At 68.9% G+C, this 18,907-nt stretch carries 15 protein-coding genes; 6 read left to right on the top strand and 9 right to left on the bottom strand.

The window, feature by feature from the left end; genetic code table 11:
- Positions 1-67 precede the first annotated feature (67 nt).
- Positions 68-1,513 (top strand): aldehyde dehydrogenase, encoded by a 1,446-nt coding sequence (locus AB0M45_RS00580; protein ID WP_364320958.1) that lies wholly within the window; start codon positions 68-70, stop codon positions 1,511-1,513.
- Here the strand turns inward: AB0M45_RS00580 and AB0M45_RS00575 are convergent, their stop codons facing one another.
- Both AB0M45_RS00575 and AB0M45_RS00570 read right to left on the bottom strand, forming a co-directional pair.
- Positions 1,514-1,714, bottom strand: a complete 201-nt coding sequence (locus tag AB0M45_RS00575; protein ID WP_364320955.1) for a hypothetical protein — start codon at positions 1,712-1,714, stop codon at positions 1,514-1,516.
- A 345-nt stretch (positions 1,715-2,059) separates the two neighbouring features.
- Positions 2,060-3,010: a helix-turn-helix domain-containing protein gene (locus AB0M45_RS00570; RefSeq protein WP_364320953.1), complete on the bottom strand. Its 951-nt coding sequence runs from the start codon at positions 3,008-3,010 to the stop codon at positions 2,060-2,062.
- A gap of 115 nt (positions 3,011-3,125) precedes the next feature.
- Here AB0M45_RS00570 and AB0M45_RS00565 point away from each other — a divergent pair, with 115 nt between their 5' ends.
- A complete protein-coding gene (locus tag AB0M45_RS00565; RefSeq protein ID WP_364320950.1) occupies positions 3,126-3,878 on the top strand; it encodes a phosphohydrolase in 753 nt (250 codons plus the stop codon).
- Positions 3,879-3,987: 109 nt separating this feature from the next.
- Here AB0M45_RS00565 and AB0M45_RS00560 read toward each other — a convergent pair whose 3' ends face one another.
- From AB0M45_RS00560 to AB0M45_RS00545, 4 genes are all read right to left on the bottom strand, one after another.
- Entirely contained in the window at positions 3,988-5,820 is a 1,833-nt protein-coding gene (locus AB0M45_RS00560; protein ID WP_364320947.1) for a phosphoenolpyruvate carboxykinase (GTP), read from the bottom strand.
- 221 nt (positions 5,821-6,041) lie between these two features.
- Positions 6,042-7,685 (bottom strand): hypothetical protein, encoded by a 1,644-nt coding sequence (locus tag AB0M45_RS00555; protein ID WP_364320944.1) that lies wholly within the window; start codon positions 7,683-7,685, stop codon positions 6,042-6,044.
- Positions 7,672-8,805: a hypothetical protein gene (locus tag AB0M45_RS00550; protein WP_364320941.1), complete on the bottom strand. Its 1,134-nt coding sequence runs from the start codon at positions 8,803-8,805 to the stop codon at positions 7,672-7,674. The genes AB0M45_RS00555 and AB0M45_RS00550 overlap by 14 nt, the downstream gene beginning before the upstream one ends.
- Positions 8,806-8,869: 64 nt before the next feature.
- Positions 8,870-9,652 (bottom strand): SDR family oxidoreductase, encoded by a 783-nt coding sequence (locus AB0M45_RS00545; RefSeq protein ID WP_364320938.1) that lies wholly within the window; start codon positions 9,650-9,652, stop codon positions 8,870-8,872.
- A 148-nt stretch (positions 9,653-9,800) separates the two neighbouring features.
- Between AB0M45_RS00545 and AB0M45_RS00540 the strand changes: the two genes are divergently transcribed.
- From AB0M45_RS00540 to AB0M45_RS00525, 4 genes are read left to right on the top strand one after another with little or no spacing between them, the layout of a single operon-like run.
- Complete coding sequence (locus AB0M45_RS00540; protein ID WP_364320935.1) at positions 9,801-11,147, top strand: lipase family protein; 1,347 nt, start codon at positions 9,801-9,803, stop codon at positions 11,145-11,147.
- Positions 11,148-11,206: 59 nt separating this feature from the next.
- Positions 11,207-12,019 (top strand): tRNA (guanosine(46)-N7)-methyltransferase TrmB, encoded by an 813-nt coding sequence (gene trmB, locus AB0M45_RS00535; protein ID WP_364320933.1) that lies wholly within the window; start codon positions 11,207-11,209, stop codon positions 12,017-12,019.
- Complete coding sequence (locus AB0M45_RS00530) at positions 12,016-12,744, top strand: NYN domain-containing protein (protein WP_364320930.1); 729 nt, start codon at positions 12,016-12,018, stop codon at positions 12,742-12,744. Before trmB ends, AB0M45_RS00530 begins: the two co-directional genes overlap by 4 nt.
- Positions 12,744-15,740, top strand: a complete 2,997-nt coding sequence (locus tag AB0M45_RS00525) for an MMPL family transporter (RefSeq protein WP_364320927.1) — start codon at positions 12,744-12,746, stop codon at positions 15,738-15,740. The genes AB0M45_RS00530 and AB0M45_RS00525 overlap by 1 nt, the downstream gene beginning before the upstream one ends.
- Positions 15,741-15,844: 104 nt before the next feature.
- On the opposite strand, the gene AB0M45_RS00520 is transcribed toward AB0M45_RS00525, so the two are convergent.
- The 3 genes from AB0M45_RS00520 to AB0M45_RS00510 all read right to left on the bottom strand — a co-directional run bounded on the left by AB0M45_RS00520 (position 15,845) and on the right by AB0M45_RS00510 (position 18,760).
- Positions 15,845-17,920 (bottom strand): DUF2339 domain-containing protein, encoded by a 2,076-nt coding sequence (locus AB0M45_RS00520; RefSeq protein ID WP_364320924.1) that lies wholly within the window; start codon positions 17,918-17,920, stop codon positions 15,845-15,847.
- A gap of 161 nt (positions 17,921-18,081) precedes the next feature.
- A complete protein-coding gene (locus tag AB0M45_RS00515; protein WP_364320921.1) occupies positions 18,082-18,534 on the bottom strand; it encodes a hypothetical protein in 453 nt (150 codons plus the stop codon).
- Between the two features lie 4 nt (positions 18,535-18,538).
- Positions 18,539-18,760, bottom strand: coding sequence for a hypothetical protein (locus AB0M45_RS00510; protein ID WP_364320918.1), 222 nt, complete (start codon positions 18,758-18,760; stop codon positions 18,539-18,541).
- Positions 18,761-18,907: the final 147 nt, after the last annotated feature.

The raw sequence follows: 18,907 nt of genomic DNA, 5'->3' as shown, positions 1-18,907 counted from the left end.
GTGTCGAGCGGAGGCAAAACTGGAACACGTTACAGACAAAATTCGGGGCAAACTGTAACGTGTTCTCATGCATTACGACAGCTTGTTCATCGGCGGGCGCTGGACCGCGCCAGCCACCGCCGAGCGCCTCCAGGTCATCTCGCCGGTCACGGTCGAGCCGGTGGGCAGCGTACCCGCGGTGAGCCGGGCCGACGTCGACGCCGCGGTCGCCGCGGCCAGGCACGCCTTCGACCACGGCCCGTGGCCGGCAACGCCACCGCAGGAGCGTGCCGCGGTGCTCACCCGGGCCGCACGGCTGATCGAGCAGCGTTCCGCCGACCTGCTGGCCGCGCTGACCGCCGAGGTCGGCGCGCCGCAGATGATCGCCATGACGCTCAACCAGATCCCCGCGGTCGCCGCGCTGGACGCCTACGCCGCCCTGGCCGAGTCCTTCCCCTGGCGCGAAACGCGGGTCGGCGGATTCGGCACCACGCGGGTGACCCGCGAGCCGCGCGGCGTCGTCGCCGCGGTGACCGCGTGGAACGTCCCGCTGTTCCTCGCGGCCAACAAGCTCGCTCCGGCCCTGCTGGCAGGTTGCACCGTGGTGCTGAAGCCGGCCCCGCTGACACCGATCACGGCCAATATGCTCGCGGACATCTTCACCGAGGCCGGGCTGCCCGAAGGCGTGCTCTCGGTGCTGCCCGCCGAGCCCGACGCGGCCGAGTACCTCGTCTCGCACCCCGGCGTGGACAAGGTGACCTTCACCGGAAGCACCGCGGTCGGCAGGAAGATCGGCGCGATCGCCACCGGACAGCTCAAGAGCGTCTCGCTCGAGCTGGGTGGCAAGTCCGCGGCGATTCTGTTGCCCGACATGGACCTCGCGGCCGGCATCCCGGTGCTCGCGTTCTCCGGCCTGATGAACAGCGGGCAGGGCTGCGTCGCGCAGACGCGCATCCTCGCCCCGCGCAGCCGGTACGACGAAATCCTCGACGCGCTGGTCGACCATGTGCGGACGATGAAGGTCGGCGACCCTAGCGACCCCACCGTGCAGTTGGGCCCACTGATCTCCGAACGCCAGCGCGACCGGGTGGAGGGATACATCGCCAAGGGCAAGGCCGAGGGCGCGCGGCTGGCGCTCGGCGGTGGCCGGCCGGAGGGGCTGGGTCGCGGCTGGTTCGTCGAGCCGACGATCTTCGCCGACGTGGACAACAAGTCCACCATCGCCCAGGAGGAGATCTTCGGCCCCGTGCTGTCGGTCATCCCGTACGAGACCGAGGACGAGGCCGTGGCGATCGCCAATGACTCGGTCTACGGCCTCGCGGGTTCGGTGTGGACCACCGACATCGAGCACGGCGCCGAGATCGCGGCGCGGGTGCGCACCGGCACCTACGCGATCAACTGGTACGCGTTCGACCCGAGCTCGCCGTTCGGTGGCTACAAGGCCTCCGGACTCGGACGGGAGAACGGCCCGGAGGGCCTCGATTCCTTCTGCGAGCAGAAGTCGCTGCTCATGCCACTCGGCTGGACCGGGTGATCAGTCCGGCGGCATGACCACCCGGAGTACGGGCGCACGGTCGCCGAGCCAGGTCGGCGCGTCGACGATCTCGACGCGCCACCCTGGCGGCAGCACCGACCGCAGCCGTCCCGCGGCCCGGCGCAGCGGCGTGCTCGCGGTCGCGAACTCGAATTCGGCACCCATCCGGGGAATGGACGCCGTCGTCTCCAGATCGGCCATGCTCCAACCGCCTCTCTCGCGCCTCGATCTCGCCGTGCACCGCGGGATCGCGGTCCGATGTCGATAGGGAAGTAGGTCAGTCGATCAGTTAACCGCCAGTAATCAGGGCGGTGTATGTAGCAGGAACAACACTTCAAGCATAAGCTACGACTACATAAGATCTCTCAACAAGATTCTTACCCCATTGTGCCGGTTGATAAACCTACTGGATCAAGTGAATTCAGTAACCTACGCCCGGCCGTGACGGATTACGCGGAAGCAATGCGTGTCAAAAACCTTCACTTGGGGATCCGATTAAACTGCGCCACAATCCCATTCGCACAGAACCGCTGAGTCGAGTCCTGGTCACCGACCCAATGACCGGCGATACGCGGCCGGCGTTGCGCCCGTCGCCGCACGCAGATGCACCCGCAGGGCGGTGACGCTGCCGAATCCCGCCTCGGCCGCGACGACTTCGACCGGCAAACGGGTAGTTTCCAGTAGCTCGCGGGCACGTGCGGTGCGCTGGGCGTCGAGCCAGCGACGCGGCGTGGTGCCCACCTCCGCTTTGAACCGGCGGATGAACGTGCGCTCGCTCATCAGCGCGTGCGCGGCGAGCGCCGAAACATCCACCGCCGCAGCCGGTTCGGCGACTGCCCAGGCCAGCGTGGCGGCGAGGCCGCCATCGGCACCGCGAGCGCTGGGTCCCTCCGGAATGTATTGCGCCTGACCGCCTTCCCGGTGCGGCGAAGTGACGTTCCACCTGGCCAGCTCCGCCGCCGCATGCGCGCCGAGTTCCCTGCGGACGATGTGCAGACACAGGTCGAGACCGGCCGAGAGGCCCGCCGACGTGAGCACGTCGCCGTCGTCCACATACAGCGCCGTCGGGTCCACTTTCACCCCGGGATACAGCTCGGCGAACTCGTCGCAGTAGGCCCAGTGCGTAGTGGCGGGCCGCCCGTCCAGCAGACCCGCCTCGGCGAGGATGAACGCGCCGACGCAGATGCTCACCAGCGTCGCGCCGCGTTCCGCCGCATCGCGCAGCGCGGTGAGCGCCTCCCGCGGAGTGGGCAGTGTCGGAATGCCGATCCCGGGAACGACGACGATATCGGCCTCCTCGAGCGCCGCGAGCCCGTGTTCCACCCGCAATTCGAAGCCGTTGGGCGTCCACACCGGTCCCGGGCGCAGTCCGCACGTGCGCATCTCGAACCCGCGCGGCTCGCCGGTCTTACCCGGTCCGTGCCGGAACGCCTGCACGGCGGAGGCCAGGTCGAAGGCCATGACGCCGTCCAGCGCGAGTGCGACCACTTTCTTCATCACGCACCAGTTTGGCATGAATCCGAGTATTACTGTCATTTCTGCCACTCGTCACGGGCCATGGTGCGCGCTTGACTGAAGCGCGCAGCGAGTTTCGACGACGAAGGAGAACGCCGTGGCCGCACCAACGGGCCTCGACTGGGAATGGGCCACCCGCACCGGTGGCGCTCTGACCAAGGAGCAACGCCGCAGACTGGCCGTCGAGACGGCGCGAACGCTTCCCGCCACGGTGCCCAACCGGGTCCGCCTCGCGCTGGGTCGGCGCGGACGCGGCAAATTGGACTTCGCCGGTCTGCGGCTGCCCGATTCCGCGCTGGCCGTGGCGGCGGAAACCGAAGCGCGCGAATCGCTTTCCCCGCACGTGCTGCATCATTCGCTGCGCACCTACTATTTCGGACGAGTCCTGGCCGATCTCGACGGCGCCACCTATGACGACGAACTCGTCTACGTCTCGTGCCTGCTGCACGACCTCCAGCTCGAACACCCAACGCCGGGACGGTGTTTCGCGGTCACCGGCGGGGAGCGTGCCGCCGCGTTCGCTCGGGAAGCCGGCGCCGACCCCGCACGTGCCGACGCAATCGGCGCGGCCATCGCCGCCCACATCACGCCCGGGGTCGCGGATGATCTCAGCGACCCCGGGGGCTTCGTCTCCGCGGGCGCATCGGTGGACGTGATCGGCGCGCGGCTGGCGGAACTGGACCGGGACTGGGTCGCCGACCTGCTGCGACGGCACCCGCGCCACGACCTCAAACGGCACGTGATCGCCGCATTCGAGGCGGAGACGAAGGCCGTGCCGGAGGGCAGGGTGCGCTGGCTCAACGGCGCGGGCTTCCTGACGATGGTCCGGATGGCACCGTTCGACGAATAGCGCCGCCCAGCGAAAGCCAGGCTTCGGAAGCGGGAAAAGGCTTGGCGCGCAAGCAAAACGCCCGCACCATCGGCCAGATGGTGCGGGCGGTGCTAGTTTTGGTGGAGTGTCAGCCCAGACGCTGCTTGAGCGCCTCGAACTCGTCGCGCACGCCGGAAGGCAGCTTGTCGCCTACGAACTCGAACCACTCTTCGATCAGCGGGATCTCTTTGCGCCAGTCGTCGGCGTTCACCGCGAGCGCCTCGTCGACGTCCTTGGGCTCGACGTCCAGACCGTCCAGGTCGAGGTGCGCGGCGGTCGGCACGTTGCCGATCGCGGTCTCCTCCGCCTCGGCGGAACCTTCGATGCGGCCGATGATCCACTCCAGCACGCGGGAGTTCTCCCCGAAGCCGGGCCACAGGAAGCGGCCGTCGTCGCCGCGGCGGAACCAGTTGACGTAGAAGATCTTCGGCAGCTTGGCCGCGTCGGCGTTCTTGCCCACGTTGATCCAGTGGCCCAGGTAGTCACCGACGTGGTAGCCCATGAACGGCAGCATGGCCATCGGGTCGCGGCGCACCGTGCCGACCTTGCCCTCGGCGGCCGCGGTCTGCTCGGAGGACAGCGTCGCGCCCATGAACACGCCGTGCTGCCAGTCGAAGGACTCGGTGACCAGCGGAACCGTGGTCTTGCGGCGACCGCCGAACAGGATCGCCGAGATCGGCACACCCTGCGGGTCGTCCCACTCGGGGGCCAGGATCGGGCACTGCGCCATCGGCGTGCAGTAGCGCGAGTTCGGATGGGCGGCGAGCGTCTCGGTCTCCCGGTGGTACCAGTCGTTGCCCTTCCAGTCGATCAAGTGATCGGGCTCGCCCTCCAAGCCCTCCCACCACACGTCGCCGTTGTCGGTCATCGCGACGTTGGTGTAGACCGTGTTGCCCGCCTCCATGGTGGCCATGGCGTTCGGGTTGGAGCTGCGGTTGGTGCCCGGCGCGACGCCGAAGAAGCCGTACTCCGGGTTCACCGCGTACAGGCGGCCGTCCTTGCCGAAGCGCATCCAGGCGATGTCGTCACCCAGGGTCTCGGCGCGCCAGCCCGGCACGGTCGGCTGGATCATCGCGAGGTTGGTCTTGCCGCAGGCGCTCGGGAACGCGGCGGCGATGTAGTAGGCCTTGTTCTCCGGGGAGATCAGCTTCAGGATCAGCATGTGCTCGGCGAGCCAGCCCTCGTCATGGGCCATCGCCGAGGCGATTCGCAGCGAGTAGCACTTCTTGCCCAGCAGCGCGTTGCCGCCGTAGCCGGAGCCGTAGCTCCAGATCTCCCGGTCTTCGGGGAAGTGGGTGATGTACTTGGTGTCGTTGCACGGCCACGGCACGTCGGCCTGGCCCTCGGCCAGCGGCGCGCCCACGGAGTGCAGCGCCTTCACGAACGGGCGGTCGTCGCCCAGCTTCTCCAGCGCGGCGGCGCCCATGCGGGTCATCACGCGCATCGACACGACGACGTACTCGGAGTCGGTGATCTCCACGCCCAGCTTCGGGTCCTCGGCGCCCAGCGGGCCCATGCAGAACGGCACCACGTACATGGTGCGGCCCTTCATCGAACCGCGGTACAGCTCGGTCATCGTGGCGCGCATCTCCGCCGGGTCGACCCAGTTGTTGGTCGGGCCCGCGTCGGCCTCGGTCTTGGAACAGATGTACGTGCGGGACTCCACCCGGGCCACGTCGGAGGGGTCGGAAAGGGCGAGGAAGGAGTTCGGCTTCTTCTTCTCATCCAAGCGCTTGAACGTTCCCGCCGCGACGAGCTGCTTGGTCAGCCGGTCCCATTCCTCGTCCGAGCCGTCCGCCCACACCACTCGATCCGGCTGGGTGAGTTCGGCGACTTCTTGTACCCAGGCGAGTAGTTCGCTGTGCTCGGTCGGCGCCTTGCCGTCGGATCCACGAAGACCAGGAATGGTCGCTGACGTCATGAAAACTCTCCTGAGATGGGCGGCCACTCGATGCTTCGCCGCCTGGCCCGAGGCCCATGACCAGCGCGAATGCACCCAGCGCCACCGTTGGCGGGAAGGCGCCCGCTCCGACCGGTCGTCAGCGCGCCCAGCCGGGCGGCAGATCAGGACTCAGCGGAACGCCCAAGTTCCTGAATAGAGGTTAACGCCATGTGACGACCCGTACGGCATCGGGTTCCTCACTATGTACCCAATTGGTCGCTCGTTTCAACAGGTGAGATCCAGCGGTCGAGGATCCGGATATCCCGCTCGCATGCGGCGAGTTGACCGGGCTGTTCGGCCGCCATCCGGCGCAGCTTCACCTCCAGTTCGGCGACGCGACGATCGGTTTCCACCATTCGCGCGGTGCTTGCCTGCACCACGTTATCGGCCAAAGCGGTCTCGGTTTCCACGAGCGTGGTCGCCATCCGCTGCTCGAGCTGGGCTTTCACATTGACCAACGCGTCGGCCACCCATTGCCGGATGTGCGCTCGATCGGCCAGCTGCCCGCGGGCACGAACCACCCAGGCCGCAACGCTACCGCCGAGTAGCAGGGTGACCGGGACGCTCGCGACATCGAGCGCGGGCACCAGCGCCAGCGGAGCAACCAGCAGGCGACCGATGCCGACACCCGCCGACGCGCCGAGCGCGATCATAAGGTGATCTTCGACACCCCGGTGCCTCGGCTCCGGATCCGGCCCTACCCGCGGAGCCGGATCACGCCGTCGCGGTGGCACAGCGCGGTCCACGTCTTCGATCCGATCCCCGAGTTGGGCCAAGCGGTGGTCGATGGTGTGGTCGACAGCACCGGTCAGCTCGGTCACGGCCTGCTGGAGCCGGTCGGGATAGCCGCGAAGCTGGGCGGGACGCACGCGATCCAACTCGGCGCGAGCCGCGGTGTGCAGTGCGCGAATCCGCGCGCCGATATCGGTCATCAGGTCGACCCGCGCCAGCTGCAACTGCCCGCGCAGGGTGGACATGGCGGTGGCGCGTCCGCCGTCACGGCCCGCGAGCAGCACCGCACGTTCCTCGCGCAGCCGTGCCAGTTCGGCGCCGGAGCGCAGCGCGGCCACCTGCTCGATCACTCGCTGGCGCGTATCGGCCAGGACTCGGCCGGTGACCGTGGCCAACCGATCGCCGGTCGGCGCGGCGCCCGAGCTCGCCGCGGTCAACTCCGCGTGCAGGGCACCGAGACCGGAGCGATCGAGCAGCCCGGCGTCGCCCGCCGTGCGCGCCGCCGCGGCGAGCCGCGCTGAGACCGGCACGATGTTCAGCTCGGCGGCGCCCTGGGCGGCCAGCAGCTCCAGGTTCCGCGCCCGCACCGCACGCCAGTCCTGGTAGGCGTGGATGCCGTTCATGGCCAGCAGAACGCGCGTCCCGTCCGCGCGCATCCTGCCGATCATCTCCAGCAGGTCCGCGCCGATGGTGGTGCCCGCGTCGAGCAGAACCAGCGCCGGCGCCGACAGCGCGCCGATGGACGGCGAGGTCGTCGCCACGGCCGCACGCGCGTCGGGAATCGGCTCGGACAATGTGATGCGCGGCTCGAACCGGGCCAGCTCGGTTCGCAGCAGTGTGGTGTTGATATCTGCGGGACCGATCACCGTGACCGTCCTCGCGGCGCCGGAACCGTGCACCGCACCCAGCAGCGCCAAACCTTGCGGATTCCACCGCGCCACCACCGCCTCGGCCTCCGGCGAGAGGGCGCGCACAGTTCCGGCGTCCACGGCGGGACCACCGTCGGCCGGTGAGCCGGGTTCGGCGGATCGGGCGGTTCCGGTGCCCGACGCCGAACCTGCCGCGTCGGGAGTGTCGGCCGTCGGTACGTCCGAGGGCTCAGAGACCGGCACTGCTCATCCGCTCCCATAGTCGGACGTACCCGTTGTGCACGCGCAAGGCGGCGCGGCGGGCCGCCGGGGGCATGTCACTGGTGACGACGGCGCGCCACCGGGTGGCGCGGGCCATCGCGTCGTCGGCGTCCGAGGGCGCCGGAGCGGGATAGCCCGCGGCGAGGTGAGCCACCTCGGGCCGGGCCAAGCCCGCGCACAGGCCGAGCCAGAGAGCGTCGTCACCGTAGAGATAGGTCTCCAGGAGGTCGCGAGCACGGCTGCCCTCTTCCGGGACCGCGCGGGCGGCGAGCCGGGCCAGTTCGTCGAGCAGTTCGCCGCCGCGGAGCGCGGAGACCTGCTCGTAACGGCGGTGCAGCAGCCGGTGCAGTGCGTCGATGCCGCTGGCGGAGTGCAGGATCTGCAGCAGCGCATGCGGCGCGAGTTCCGGATCGTGGCGCAGGGCGGTGCAGGCGCAGACCACGCCGTACAGGTCCCAGCGCTGTAACAACTGCTCCCGCTCGGCGACATCCGGCCCCGGCGCGACGAACAGATCCGGCGACAGCACCAGCGCGGGGTCCGCCTCGGTGGCGAGCTTGCGCAACAAGGAAAAATCGGCGCCGGTCATCACGCCCGCCCTCGTGCGCACCGCCAGCGACGCGACCACCGGAACGACCGGAATCCGCAGTTCCCTGCCGTATTGTTCGGCCGCGGCCACCGCGTCGCCCCAGCGGGAGCCGATGGCGTCGGCCTTGTTCAGCACCACGACCGTGCGCTGCGGCGGCAGGGCGGCCAAGATTCTGCGGTCGGCGGGCGTCGCCGCGGCTGACAACACGTAGACGACGATGTCGGCGTCGAGCTCCGGATCGGGCGCCCCCGGCTCGTCCACCGGATCGGTCTCCACCGCGGACAGCAGCGCGAGCGCGTGCAGCACCGTGGTCCGCCCCGCGTGCGCGCGCCCGGCCACCTGGATGCGCGGCGGTTTACGCCAAGCGCTGACAGCCGCCGCGGCGGCGTAGCCGATCTGCGGGTCCCGTCCTGCTCCGAAACGCAGTTCGCCGAGCAGCTTGTCGAGCTGATCGTGATCGCGCGAGGGAACCCCCCGCCCACGCAGTGGCCCGTCGGATTCAGTGGCTGTCGGCATGCTGCACCCCCTTGTTCGGTGCGCAATTCTGTCAGAAGTCGCGCCACCGGACAGGCTCGACCGCTCAGCTGCCGCTGAAGAACTTGTTCGCGGTGCGCACTGCCCAGTTCGGGGCGTATTTCCCGACCGTGGCCAGCACCTTCGCCTGCATGCCGATCTCGTAGTGCACCTTCGGCAGCCGGGCGCGCTTGCGGGTGGCCGCCCAGATTCCGGCGGCCACGTCATCGGCGGTCAACCGCACGCCGAGCGATTTCGTCGTCCCGGTCGTCACGCCCTCCACCATCGCGGTGGAGACGAACAGCGGCCAGACCGCGATCACCCGTATGCCGTAGGGCTCCCACTCGAGATCGAGGGCCTCGGTCACGCTTTTGACCGCCGCCTTGGTCGCGCCGTAGCTCGCGAGCTCGGCTTGGCCGTAGATCGCCGAGGCCGAACAGAGATTGACCACTTGGGCGCCGGGGGTGTCGCGCAGATAGCGGAACGCGTTGTGGGTCCCCGCGAGCACGCCGACCAGGTTGACCTCGACGATCGCCCGGTGAGCGGCCAGATCGATGGACTCGAACGGCCCGGCGCGCAGGATGCCCGCGTTGTTCACCAAGATGTCCAGCCGCCCGTTCTCGGCATCGAACTCCGCGAGTCGCTTCGCCCACTGCGTGTCGTTCGTCACATCCAGGACGCCGGTGCGCACGCTGCCGCCCTTGCCGGTGATGTCGGCGGCGAGCCTGGTCAAACCGACTTCGTCGATGTCATAAGCGCCGACGTGGTAGCCATGCGCGGCGAAAAGGAGGGCGGTAGCCCGCCCGATCCCGGCTGCCGCACCGCTGATGAACACGGTCGGTCTGTTCATGCCGCGGAGTCTAGTACCGATAGTCCTGGTAACAGGGGGTTCACAGACCTGTGGTTGGTCATTTACTCTCTCTTTGAGGTCAGCACCGTTATCAAAACGCAATGTTAGGTCTCGAATCGGCAACGACCACAACGATGCGGAGGTTGCGATGACCGCGGAAATCACCTGCGTTGTCGATCCTGAGCCTGTTTCCACCCCGGATTACGAGCCCCTGCTGCCGAGCGTGGACCCGTTCCACCGACCTCCGAAGGGGTTCGCGGCCAAGCCGCCGGGGACCATCCTGCGCAGCAGGAAGATCGATGTGGCGCTGTTCGGCATCATCCCGCAGCAGGTCTCGGCCTGGCAGCTGCTGTACCGCAGCTGTGATCTGCACGGTGCCCCGGAGGCGGCGATAACCACAGTCCTGCTGCCGATCGACGCGGAACCGGACGAGGATCGACCGCTGCTGGCCTTCCAGACCGCGATGGACGCGGTGGCCGAGAAGTGTTCGCCCTCGTACGCGTTGCGCCACGGAGCCCGTGCGCTCGGCTCGATCACCCAGTTCGAATGGCTCCTGGTCGCGAACGCGCTGCGGCGCGGCTGGGCGGTCAGCATCGCCGACCACGAGGGCCCGCACGGAAACTTCGGGGCCCCGCGCGAGCCCGGCTACCGGGCGCTCGACGGGATCCGCGCCGCCCTCCGCTTCGCCCCGCTCGGCCTCGCCCCCGATACCCGGGTCGCGGTGTGGGGCTACTCCGGCGGCGGCATGGCCAGCTCGTGGACGGTCGAGATGGCGCCGATGTACGCCCCCGAACTCGACATCGTCGGTGCGGTGCTCGGGGCCCCGGTCGGCGACCCACGCCAGATATTCGACCGGCTCAACGGCACCGCCTACGCGGGCCTGCCCGCCATCGTGATCGCCGCCCTTCGCAGGCTGTATCCCGCGCTGAGCAGGCTGATCGACCACGAACTCAACCCCGACGGCCATCGGTTCGTCGTCCACGCGGAGAACGCGACACCGGTCGGCGCGGTTCTCGGGCTCGCCCACAAGAAAGTCGACGACTTCCTCAGCCGCCCGCTCGCCGAGGTGCTCGACACGCCGGAACTGCGGGCGATGTTCGATGATCTGCGCCTCGGCAACGCGACACCGGCCTGCCCTCTGCTCGTGCTGCAACCCGTGCACGATCAGGTCATCCACGTCGAGGCGGTCGACGGCCAAGTGGAGCGATACCGCCGGGGCGGAGCCATGGTCACCTACGTGCGCGACCGGCTCAGCGAGCATCTTTCGCTGCTGCCGCTGTCCACTCCGATCAGCCTGGACTGGCTGGCCGATCGGTTCGCCGGGCAACCGGTGAGCGACGTCGGCGACACGACCGTGTGGTCGGTCGCCGCCTCGCCGTCGGGGGTACGTGGCCTGCTGGAAATGGCGGTGACCGCGGCCAAGGTCGCGCTGGGCCGTCCGCTGCGCCAGCAGCAACCGGCCGAGTCCAGGATCGCGCCCGCGCGCGCCGCCTGACCTCCCGCTCAGCGGTCCGTGCGCAACCGCCTGCCGCACTGATCGCCGGATGCTGGACAATGGACGCCGTGAACGACGCCGTGAACCACACTGCCGAATCAGTTCCGGGCCCGCCGTCCACAGTTTCGGCTTCGGCCGAAGGCGGGCCTCGGCACAAGACCGGCTCCCGCCTGTACCCCCGGGTCACCAGCTTCCGGTCGCGCAGGGGCGCGCTGACCGCGACCCAGCAGCAATCCTGGGACCGGATGTGGCCGACGATCGGCCGCGAGGTAGCCGACGAGCCACTGGACGCGGCCGCCTGGTTCGGCCGCGAGGCGCCGCTGGTGATCGAGATCGGCTGCGGCACGGGCACCGCGACGGCCGCCATGGCGCAGGCCGAGCCGCATCTGAACCTGATCGGCATCGAGGTATACCAGCCGGGCCTCGCGCAGCTGGTGCAGCGCATCGAGCGCGAAGGGATCGAGAACATCCGGCTGCTGCGCGGCGACGCGGTCGACGTGCTGGAGAATATGATTGCCGAGGAGTCGCTGACCGGCGTCCGAGTGTTCTTCCCCGACCCGTGGCCCAAGGCGCGCCACCACAAGCGGCGGCTGCTGCAACCCGCGACGGTCGCGTTGATCGCCAGCCGCCTGAAGCCGGGCGGTGTCTTGCACGTCGCCACCGACCACGCCGGCTACGCCGAACACATTCATCAGGTCGGCATGGCGGAGCCGCTGCTCAGAGGGTTGAACGAGGCCACGGGCGGCGACAGCGCGCAGCATCGCGCGACCGCGCCGATCGGTTTCGAACGACCCGTCACGAAATTCGAAGGCAAGGCGCATCGCGCCGGTAGCGCCATCACCGAGCTCATATGGGGGAAGATCGACCGATGAGCGTCAGTGAGATGGCCCACGAGGTAGTCGATGTTGCCGGGGAGGTGCACGGAGGCGGAGCCGAAGGCCTGGGCGGCGCGGCACCGGACGTGCGCCGGGTCCTACTGGTCTGGGACGCCCCGAACCTCGACATGGGCCTCGGCGCCATCCTGGGCGGGCGGCCGACCGCCGCCTACCGTCCCCGGTTCGACGCCCTCGGCCGCTGGCTGCTGGCCAGAACCGCCGAGTTGTCGGTGGGCAGCGTGCATCGCGTCGAACCCGAGGCAACCGTCTTCACCAATATCGCGCCGGGCACCGCCGACGTCGTGCGGCCCTGGGTGGAGGCGCTGCGCAACGTCGGCTACGCGGTCTTCGCCAAACCCAAGATCGACGACGATTCCGATGTCGACGCCGACATGCTGGCGCATATCGCGTTACGCAGCCGCGGCGCCGGTTTGGCCGGCATCATGGTCGCGTCGGCCGATGGCCAGGCGTTTCGCGAACCGCTGGAAGAACTCGCCGCCAAGGGTGTACCGGTGCAAGTGCTCGGCTTCCGCGAGCACGCGAGTTGGGCCGTCACATCCGATACTCTCGAATTCATCGACCTCGAGGACATTCCGGGCGTATTCCGTGAACCACTGCCCCGGGTGAGCCTCGACTCGCTGCCCAACGAGGGTGCCTGGCTGCAGCCGTTCCGGCCGCTGTCGGCACTGCTCACCTCTCGCCCTGCGCAAGGAGTCGCTTAGTGTTCACACGCTGGGGCGATCTGGCCTACCGGCTGCGCTTCGCCGTCATCGGCATCGTCAGCGCGGCCCTGTTGGCATTGGGCGGATACGGCTTCGGCCTGGAACACCACCTCAGCTCCAGCGGATGGGACGATCCGACCTCCGAATCGGCGGAGGCGGCGCGGATCTCGGACGCGGCGTTCGGGCGAGATCACAGCAGCGACGTGATCGTGCTCTACACCGCGCCCGAGGGCAAGACGATCGACGACCCGGCGTTCCGGCAGAAGATCGTGGACAGCCTCAACCGGCTGCCCAAGGAGAACCCGGACCAGATCGCCAAGGTCAACGGCGCCTACTGGCAGACCGAGACCGGGCAGGGATCTCCTTCGCTCTTTGGTTCGAAGGATAAGAAGTACACCTTCGCCTCGATCGCCATCGTCGGCGACAACGACACCGAGATGGTGCGCAACTTCCGGAAAGTGAAGGACGTCTTCTACATTCCGGGCGTCGACGTCCAGGTCACCGGCTTGCAGGCGGTGGCGGGCACGCTCAACGACACCATGGCCGCCGACCAGAAACGCATGGAGATGCTGGCCATCCCGGCGGTCGCGGTGCTGCTGTTCTTCATCTTCGGCGGACTGGTTGCCGCGGGGCTGCCGCTGGTCGTCGGCGGTCTCACGGTCATCGGCGCCAACGGCATCATCATGTTCCTGACGAAGTTCACCGAGGTGAACTCATTCGTCTCCGGCGTCGTCTCGATGATCGGCCTCGGCCTCGCCATCGACTACGGCCTGTTCATCGTCAGCCGTTTCCGCGAGGAACTGGCCGAGGGCTACGACACCCGTGCGGCGGTGCGGCGCTCGGTGATGACGGCGGGCCGCACCGTGGTGTTCTCCGCGACCATGATCATCGCCAGCCTCGGCGGCATGCTGCTGTTCCCGCAGGGCTTCCTGAAATCGGTGGCCTACGGCACCATCGCGACGGTCTCGCTGGCCGCGCTGACCGCCATCACCATCCTGCCCGCGATGCTCGGCGTCCTCGGGCCCCGCGTGGACATGCTGGGCCTGAAGAGGTTCCGCAAGACCAAGACCGCGGAGGAGATCGAGAACGGCTTCTGGGGGAAGATCACGCAGTGGGTGATGAAGCACCCGCTCAAGATCGCCGTGCCGATCTGCATCGGCCTGCTGCTGCTCATCATTCCGGTGAAGAACCTGGCCTTCGGCGGCATCAACGAGCGATACCTGCCGCCGGACAACAAGACTCGCGTGGCACTGGAGAACTTCTACGAGGTCTTCCCACTGAGGAAGACCGATCCCGTCCAGCTGGTCATGGTCTCCGACGACAGCAACGCGGTCGGCAAGGTGTGGAAGCAAGCCAGCGAGGCTCCCGGCCTCACGGGCAAGTTCGAGGTGCCCAGCCGCTCCAACAGCCAACCCGACGTCTACCGGACGAGCGCGACGCTGGAGGATTCGGAAAACGCCGATCCGACCATCGAATACCTGCGCTCGATCGACGTGCCCGACAATGTCCAGCTCTACGTCGGCGGCCAGCCCACCATCCAGAAGGACAGCATCGACGCGCTGCTCGGCCGCATGCCGGCGATGATCGCGCTGGTCATGTTCGTGACCACGCTGCTGATGTTCCTCACCTTCGGCTCGCTGGTGCTGCCGATCAAGGCCGCGCTGATGAGCGCGCTCGGCCTTGGCTCCACACTCGGCATTCTGACCTGGATCTTCGTGGACGGCCACGCCGCGAGCCTGCTGAACTTCACGCCGCAGCCGATCATGTCGCCGGTGCTGGTGCTGATCATCGCCGTGATCTATGGCCTGTCCACCGACTACGAGGTCTTCCTGCTGTCCCGCATGGTTGAGGCGCGCACGATGGGCGCCTCCACCACCGAGGCGGTGCGCGCGGGCACCGCGCACACCGGCCGCATCATCACCGCGGCCGCGCTCATCCTGCTCGTCGTGGTCGGCGCGTTCGCGTTCTCGGATCTGGTGATGATGCAATACATCGCCTACGGCCTGATCGCAGCGCTGTTCATCGACGCGACCGTCCTGCGCATGCTGCTGGTGCCCGCCACCATGAAGCTGCTCGGCGACGACTGCTGGTGGGCCCCTGCCTGGATGAAGAAGGTTCAGCAGAAGATCGGCCTCGGTGAACCCATCCTCGACGACGAGCGCCCCGGCGGCGGCGATGTCGTCGACCTGGTCAAGACCACACCGGTCACCGACCCGGTGACCATGCAGATCCCCGCGGTGACGTCCGCCAACAAGGTGCCACGCAGGCGCAAGCCGCGCACTGTAGCGGAGATCGAGGCCGATGCGCCCACGCAGCGGCTGGACCGCACGCCGCCGCCGACACCCGCACCGCAGACAGCCCCTGCGCCCGCACCGCACGATCCGATCAGGAGGCGTCCTACGCCGCCGACGAATTCCGCGGCTGGGCAGGGTGATCCGATCCGCCCGCGGCGGATCGCGCAGATCCCGAAGGCGTCACACTTCGCGCCGGACCAGGCCGGACCGCAGCCGCAGCCGATGTCCGCGACGACCTATAACGCCGCCGCACCGCGACTGGCTCCGTCCGCTGGCACACCGCGGGATCCGAACGTGTCGCACGCCGGCCCCCACTCGCTGGCACTGCCGGAGCACAACCCGGGTCCCATCGTCCCGTCCGTCACGCCTCCGCCGCGCCCGGTCCAGTCGCCGGAAGCGCAGCCAATTTCGGGAGTCTGGCAGGACCCCACCGTGGATTTGCCGCCCCAGACCTCCACGCCCCACGAACCCCGGCCGCTGTCGCGGGAGACGGGTGGTCCCGCGCATCGCGCACCCGAGAGCGCGGCGACTTCGGACCCGGACAACGGCCCGGACACCAACCGCAGCAGCATCGAGAATTGGATGGCCGAACTCCGCTCCTCCCGCCGCCAGAGCGTGCGGCAGAGCGAGGGCCGTCACCATGACAGCGAGGGCCGCACGGTCAGCGTGAACGAACTGCTGCGCCGCCGCGAACGCGAGTGAGCAACCGAGCGCGCTGGTGCAAAAGGCGGCTGCGCCGATGCCCGTCACCTCATGGGCTTCGAGGTTCGGGGCATTCGGTCGGCAACGGCTACACGTGATGTGGTTCAGCCGACCGCCGCATCACCGGGGTCGCTGTCCGCTCCCGCGTCGGCGAATGCGCGGGCATAGCGGGTGCCGACCAGGAGCAGCAGGATGCCGACGACCAGGAACGCGGCGACGCGGACGAGCCCGTCCAGGGTGGCCAGGTCGAAGAGGAACAGTTTGGCCAAAGCGGCGGCGGTGACCAGCAATCCGGATCCGAGGGCGAGTTTGGCCACGGCGGGTGCGCCGGCAAGCCTGCGTAATCCGAACAGGAGGGCGGCGGTGGCGCCCGCCATCCACAAGATGGTCGCGGCGCTGTGGCCGATGAGGAATCCGTTCCGGTTTCCGGTCGCGACGCCGATGGACACCGTCGCCGCGGTCACCGCGTAGAGTCCCGCGACGCTCGCGGCGATCCACTGCAATTCGCCGCCCGCCGCCATACCGGGCAGCCGTCGCGCGCACCACAGCGCCACCGCGACCACCCCGAGGGCGAGCATCGCGCCGAGCACGGTCGCCGAGCCCAAACTCGCCTCGGAACGAGCCTGCGAGGCAAGAATTTCCGGGCCCGCGACGTTCAGCAGTGCGAATCCGCCGAGTACGGCGAATGCCGCCCCGATTCCGGCCGCGACGCGGGACCGCTGCTGGCCCGCCACGCCGAGAAAGGCCGGCGCCACCATGAGCAGAGCGATCGGCAGCGTCTTCGTCTCGGATACGCCGACGCACGCCTCGAGCAAGGCGATCGAGCCCGCCGCGGCGGCGACCACGGTGGTATGCCCCGGAATCCGCAGGTGCGCACCCAGTTTCGGCAGCATGGGCGCCGCGGCGACGAGCAGGAGCACCGCGGCGGCGACCGACGCCACCAGCACGGCGGCGCGCCGGTCCTCGTACATGCCGGGCGCGATCAGCATCGGGACCAGCGCCGCCGCCATCGTCAGCGAGGCGGTGAGGTCGGCGGGCCGATGCCGGACGACGACGATCGTCCCGGCGAGCCCGACCAGCGCAACCGCCGCCGCGGCGACCAGCAACCAGGCCCGATCACCCACCGTGGCAGTACCGAGTACGGCACCCACGAGGAACACGAACGTCGCAAGTACCGCGGGGATCGTCCGCGCCGCGTGCAGGTATGGCCAGTTCCGCGGCAAGTGAACCGGCACGCAAGCCGCCTGCAGCACGATCAAGAATCCCAACAGCACCAGACGGGTGGTCAGCACCGGCGACAGGGCCGCCACAGCGAGCACCACCAGCACGGCCAACGGCTGCGACCGCCACCGCATCGCGAGGCCGACGCCCACTGCGGCAACACCGAAGGCGACCGCGAGTCCGAGCACCGGATGCAGCCAGTGATAGATCGCGGTCACCGCGACCACGTCGAGGTAAGCACCGGCGATGCCGGTGGCCGCCAAAGCGATTCCGCCGACCCGTCCGCCGGTCCGCCCGAAGACCCGTACGCCCGCACCCACCAGCGCAGCCGAGAACACACCGCCGGCGACCACCCTCGGCACCGGCCCGAAGAAGCCCGCCTGCGCGGCCAGCACCAGCAACATCGCGACGCCGATCAACGTCACGGCGACACCGGCCAACGCCAGGATCCGGCTGATCACCCCGTCCCGCTGCCACCATGGCGTGTGCGGCACGCGCGGCCCAGCCGCGCGCGGTGGGACGGGCGGACGCGGCGGCGACATCGGCGACGCGACTCCCGGCACCGGCCCACGCGCGCTCGGCGCCCACGGCGCGCCGCCACCCCATCCCGCGCTGGGCGGCGGGGCGAAACGCGGCACGTAACCGGGCTGCGGCGCGGGAATCGGTGCACCAGCCATCGGAGCATGCCCAGGCCAAGGTGGTGCCGGGTCGCCGGCTCCGCCGGACACCGCACCCGCGCCGGTTTGCGGCTGCGGAGCACCCGGCGTCGCGGCCGAAGCCGGTTCCGCGAAAGACGTGCGCCCTGGCTTCGCAGTAACCCCCTGACCTGCGGCGGAATCCGCGGCGACCTGCTCGCGCAGCAGCTCCAGATCACGACCGAGCGCACCAAGCCGCGTCCCCAGCGTGGTGAACTCGCCGGAGAGCCGCGCGAGCAGCGCCGGATCGATAGAGGTAGTCATGACTTCATGCTGGTTGCCACCACGCGCGCGAGCATGAGTAGTAACCCCTGTAGACAGCCGAGATCTACCTGTTCTTCGCCGAATCGCCGGTCACGCACCTGCCGCGGACACGACCGGCCCCCACCCGGGAAGTCGAGTGCGGGCCGGTCCGCGCCAGATGGTCAGTAGGCACGCAGGCCGATGACCTCGTGTACGGCTTCGATCACCGCGGAACGCGGCGGCATCCGCAGCACGCCGGGCGCGGGCTCCCCTGCCCAGTGCCAGCCGAGCGGTGAGTCGGAACTGGGTAGCAGGATGATCCGGCCGCCCGGGACCACGGTGACCTGGTGACCGGCGAGGCTGCGCCGGATCGGGACCTCCACGGGCCGCGCGGGGCTCGGCGGCGTGACCAGGAAGGTCCAGTTGCGTTCGCCCGGATCGGCGACCACGGGCGCGGTGTGGTGGCGTTCCAGCTGGGTCAGGACCTTACGGCCCAGTTCCGGCGGCATGACGATCGCGCCGATGATGGAACCGGTGGTGATCATCGGGCGTCCGGCGAGAAGCTGAACCGGCAGCCCGTAGGTATGCCGCAGCAGGTGCGCGACTTCGTGGGGAGAATGACAGCGCTCGAACATGGCCTTACCCCGCCCCGAAGAAGCCGGATCCGGTGACCACCACGGACGTTCGGCATAGCAACTCCTGCTGATCGCGCACCCGCCGCTTGGTGAACGCGGGTAGGGCGCTGACGAAGCGTGCCGATCGAGTGGTGCTGTGGCGCGCTGGTCGCTTGGTCTGTGCATCGAGCCCGCACGCGCGATCGGCGCGTCCGGCCTGCACGGTGTTGTTCGGCATGGTGATCATCGCCGCCGCCCTTTGCTGTCAAAGTTGCAGAAAGGCAACGGTATTCCAACCAGCAGCCAACTAGTCGTACGCAATGTCCCACTTCGGTCGAGTTCGATGGCATAGCGTCGTACTCTGAAACCCAGATTTAACAAAAGGACTTGGGTA

The sequence above is a fragment of the Nocardia sp. NPDC051787 genome (genome assembly GCF_040681325.1).
Lineage (GTDB): Bacteria > Actinomycetota > Actinomycetes > Mycobacteriales > Mycobacteriaceae > Nocardia.
The sequence above is the reverse complement of the archived record's forward strand: the minus strand, read 5'-3'. Positions and strand labels throughout refer to the sequence as shown.

Bases quoted from the DNA above. Each gene is read 5' to 3' on its own strand.
- AB0M45_RS00510 (WP_364320918.1), bottom strand. From the start codon at position 18,760: ATGATCACCATGCCGAACAACACCGTGCAGGCCGGACGCGCCGATCGC.
- AB0M45_RS00580 (WP_364320958.1), top strand. From the start codon at position 68: ATGCATTACGACAGCTTGTTCATCGGCGGGCGCTGGACCGCGCCAGCC.
- AB0M45_RS00520 (WP_364320924.1), bottom strand. From the start codon at position 17,920: ATGACTACCTCTATCGATCCGGCGCTGCTCGCGCGGCTCTCCGGCGAG.
- AB0M45_RS00550 (WP_364320941.1), bottom strand. From the start codon at position 8,805: ATGCCGACAGCCACTGAATCCGACGGGCCACTGCGTGGGCGGGGGGTT.
- AB0M45_RS00570 (WP_364320953.1), bottom strand. From the start codon at position 3,010: ATGAAGAAAGTGGTCGCACTCGCGCTGGACGGCGTCATGGCCTTCGAC.
- AB0M45_RS00575 (WP_364320955.1), bottom strand. From the start codon at position 1,714: ATGGCCGATCTGGAGACGACGGCGTCCATTCCCCGGATGGGTGCCGAA.
- AB0M45_RS00560 (WP_364320947.1), bottom strand. From the start codon at position 5,820: ATGACGTCAGCGACCATTCCTGGTCTTCGTGGATCCGACGGCAAGGCG.
- AB0M45_RS00545 (WP_364320938.1), bottom strand. From the start codon at position 9,652: ATGAACAGACCGACCGTGTTCATCAGCGGTGCGGCAGCCGGGATCGGG.
- trmB (WP_364320933.1), top strand. From the start codon at position 11,207: ATGGACGCCGTGAACGACGCCGTGAACCACACTGCCGAATCAGTTCCG.
- AB0M45_RS00540 (WP_364320935.1), top strand. From the start codon at position 9,801: ATGACCGCGGAAATCACCTGCGTTGTCGATCCTGAGCCTGTTTCCACC.
- AB0M45_RS00515 (WP_364320921.1), bottom strand. From the start codon at position 18,534: ATGTTCGAGCGCTGTCATTCTCCCCACGAAGTCGCGCACCTGCTGCGG.
- AB0M45_RS00530 (WP_364320930.1), top strand. From the start codon at position 12,016: ATGAGCGTCAGTGAGATGGCCCACGAGGTAGTCGATGTTGCCGGGGAG.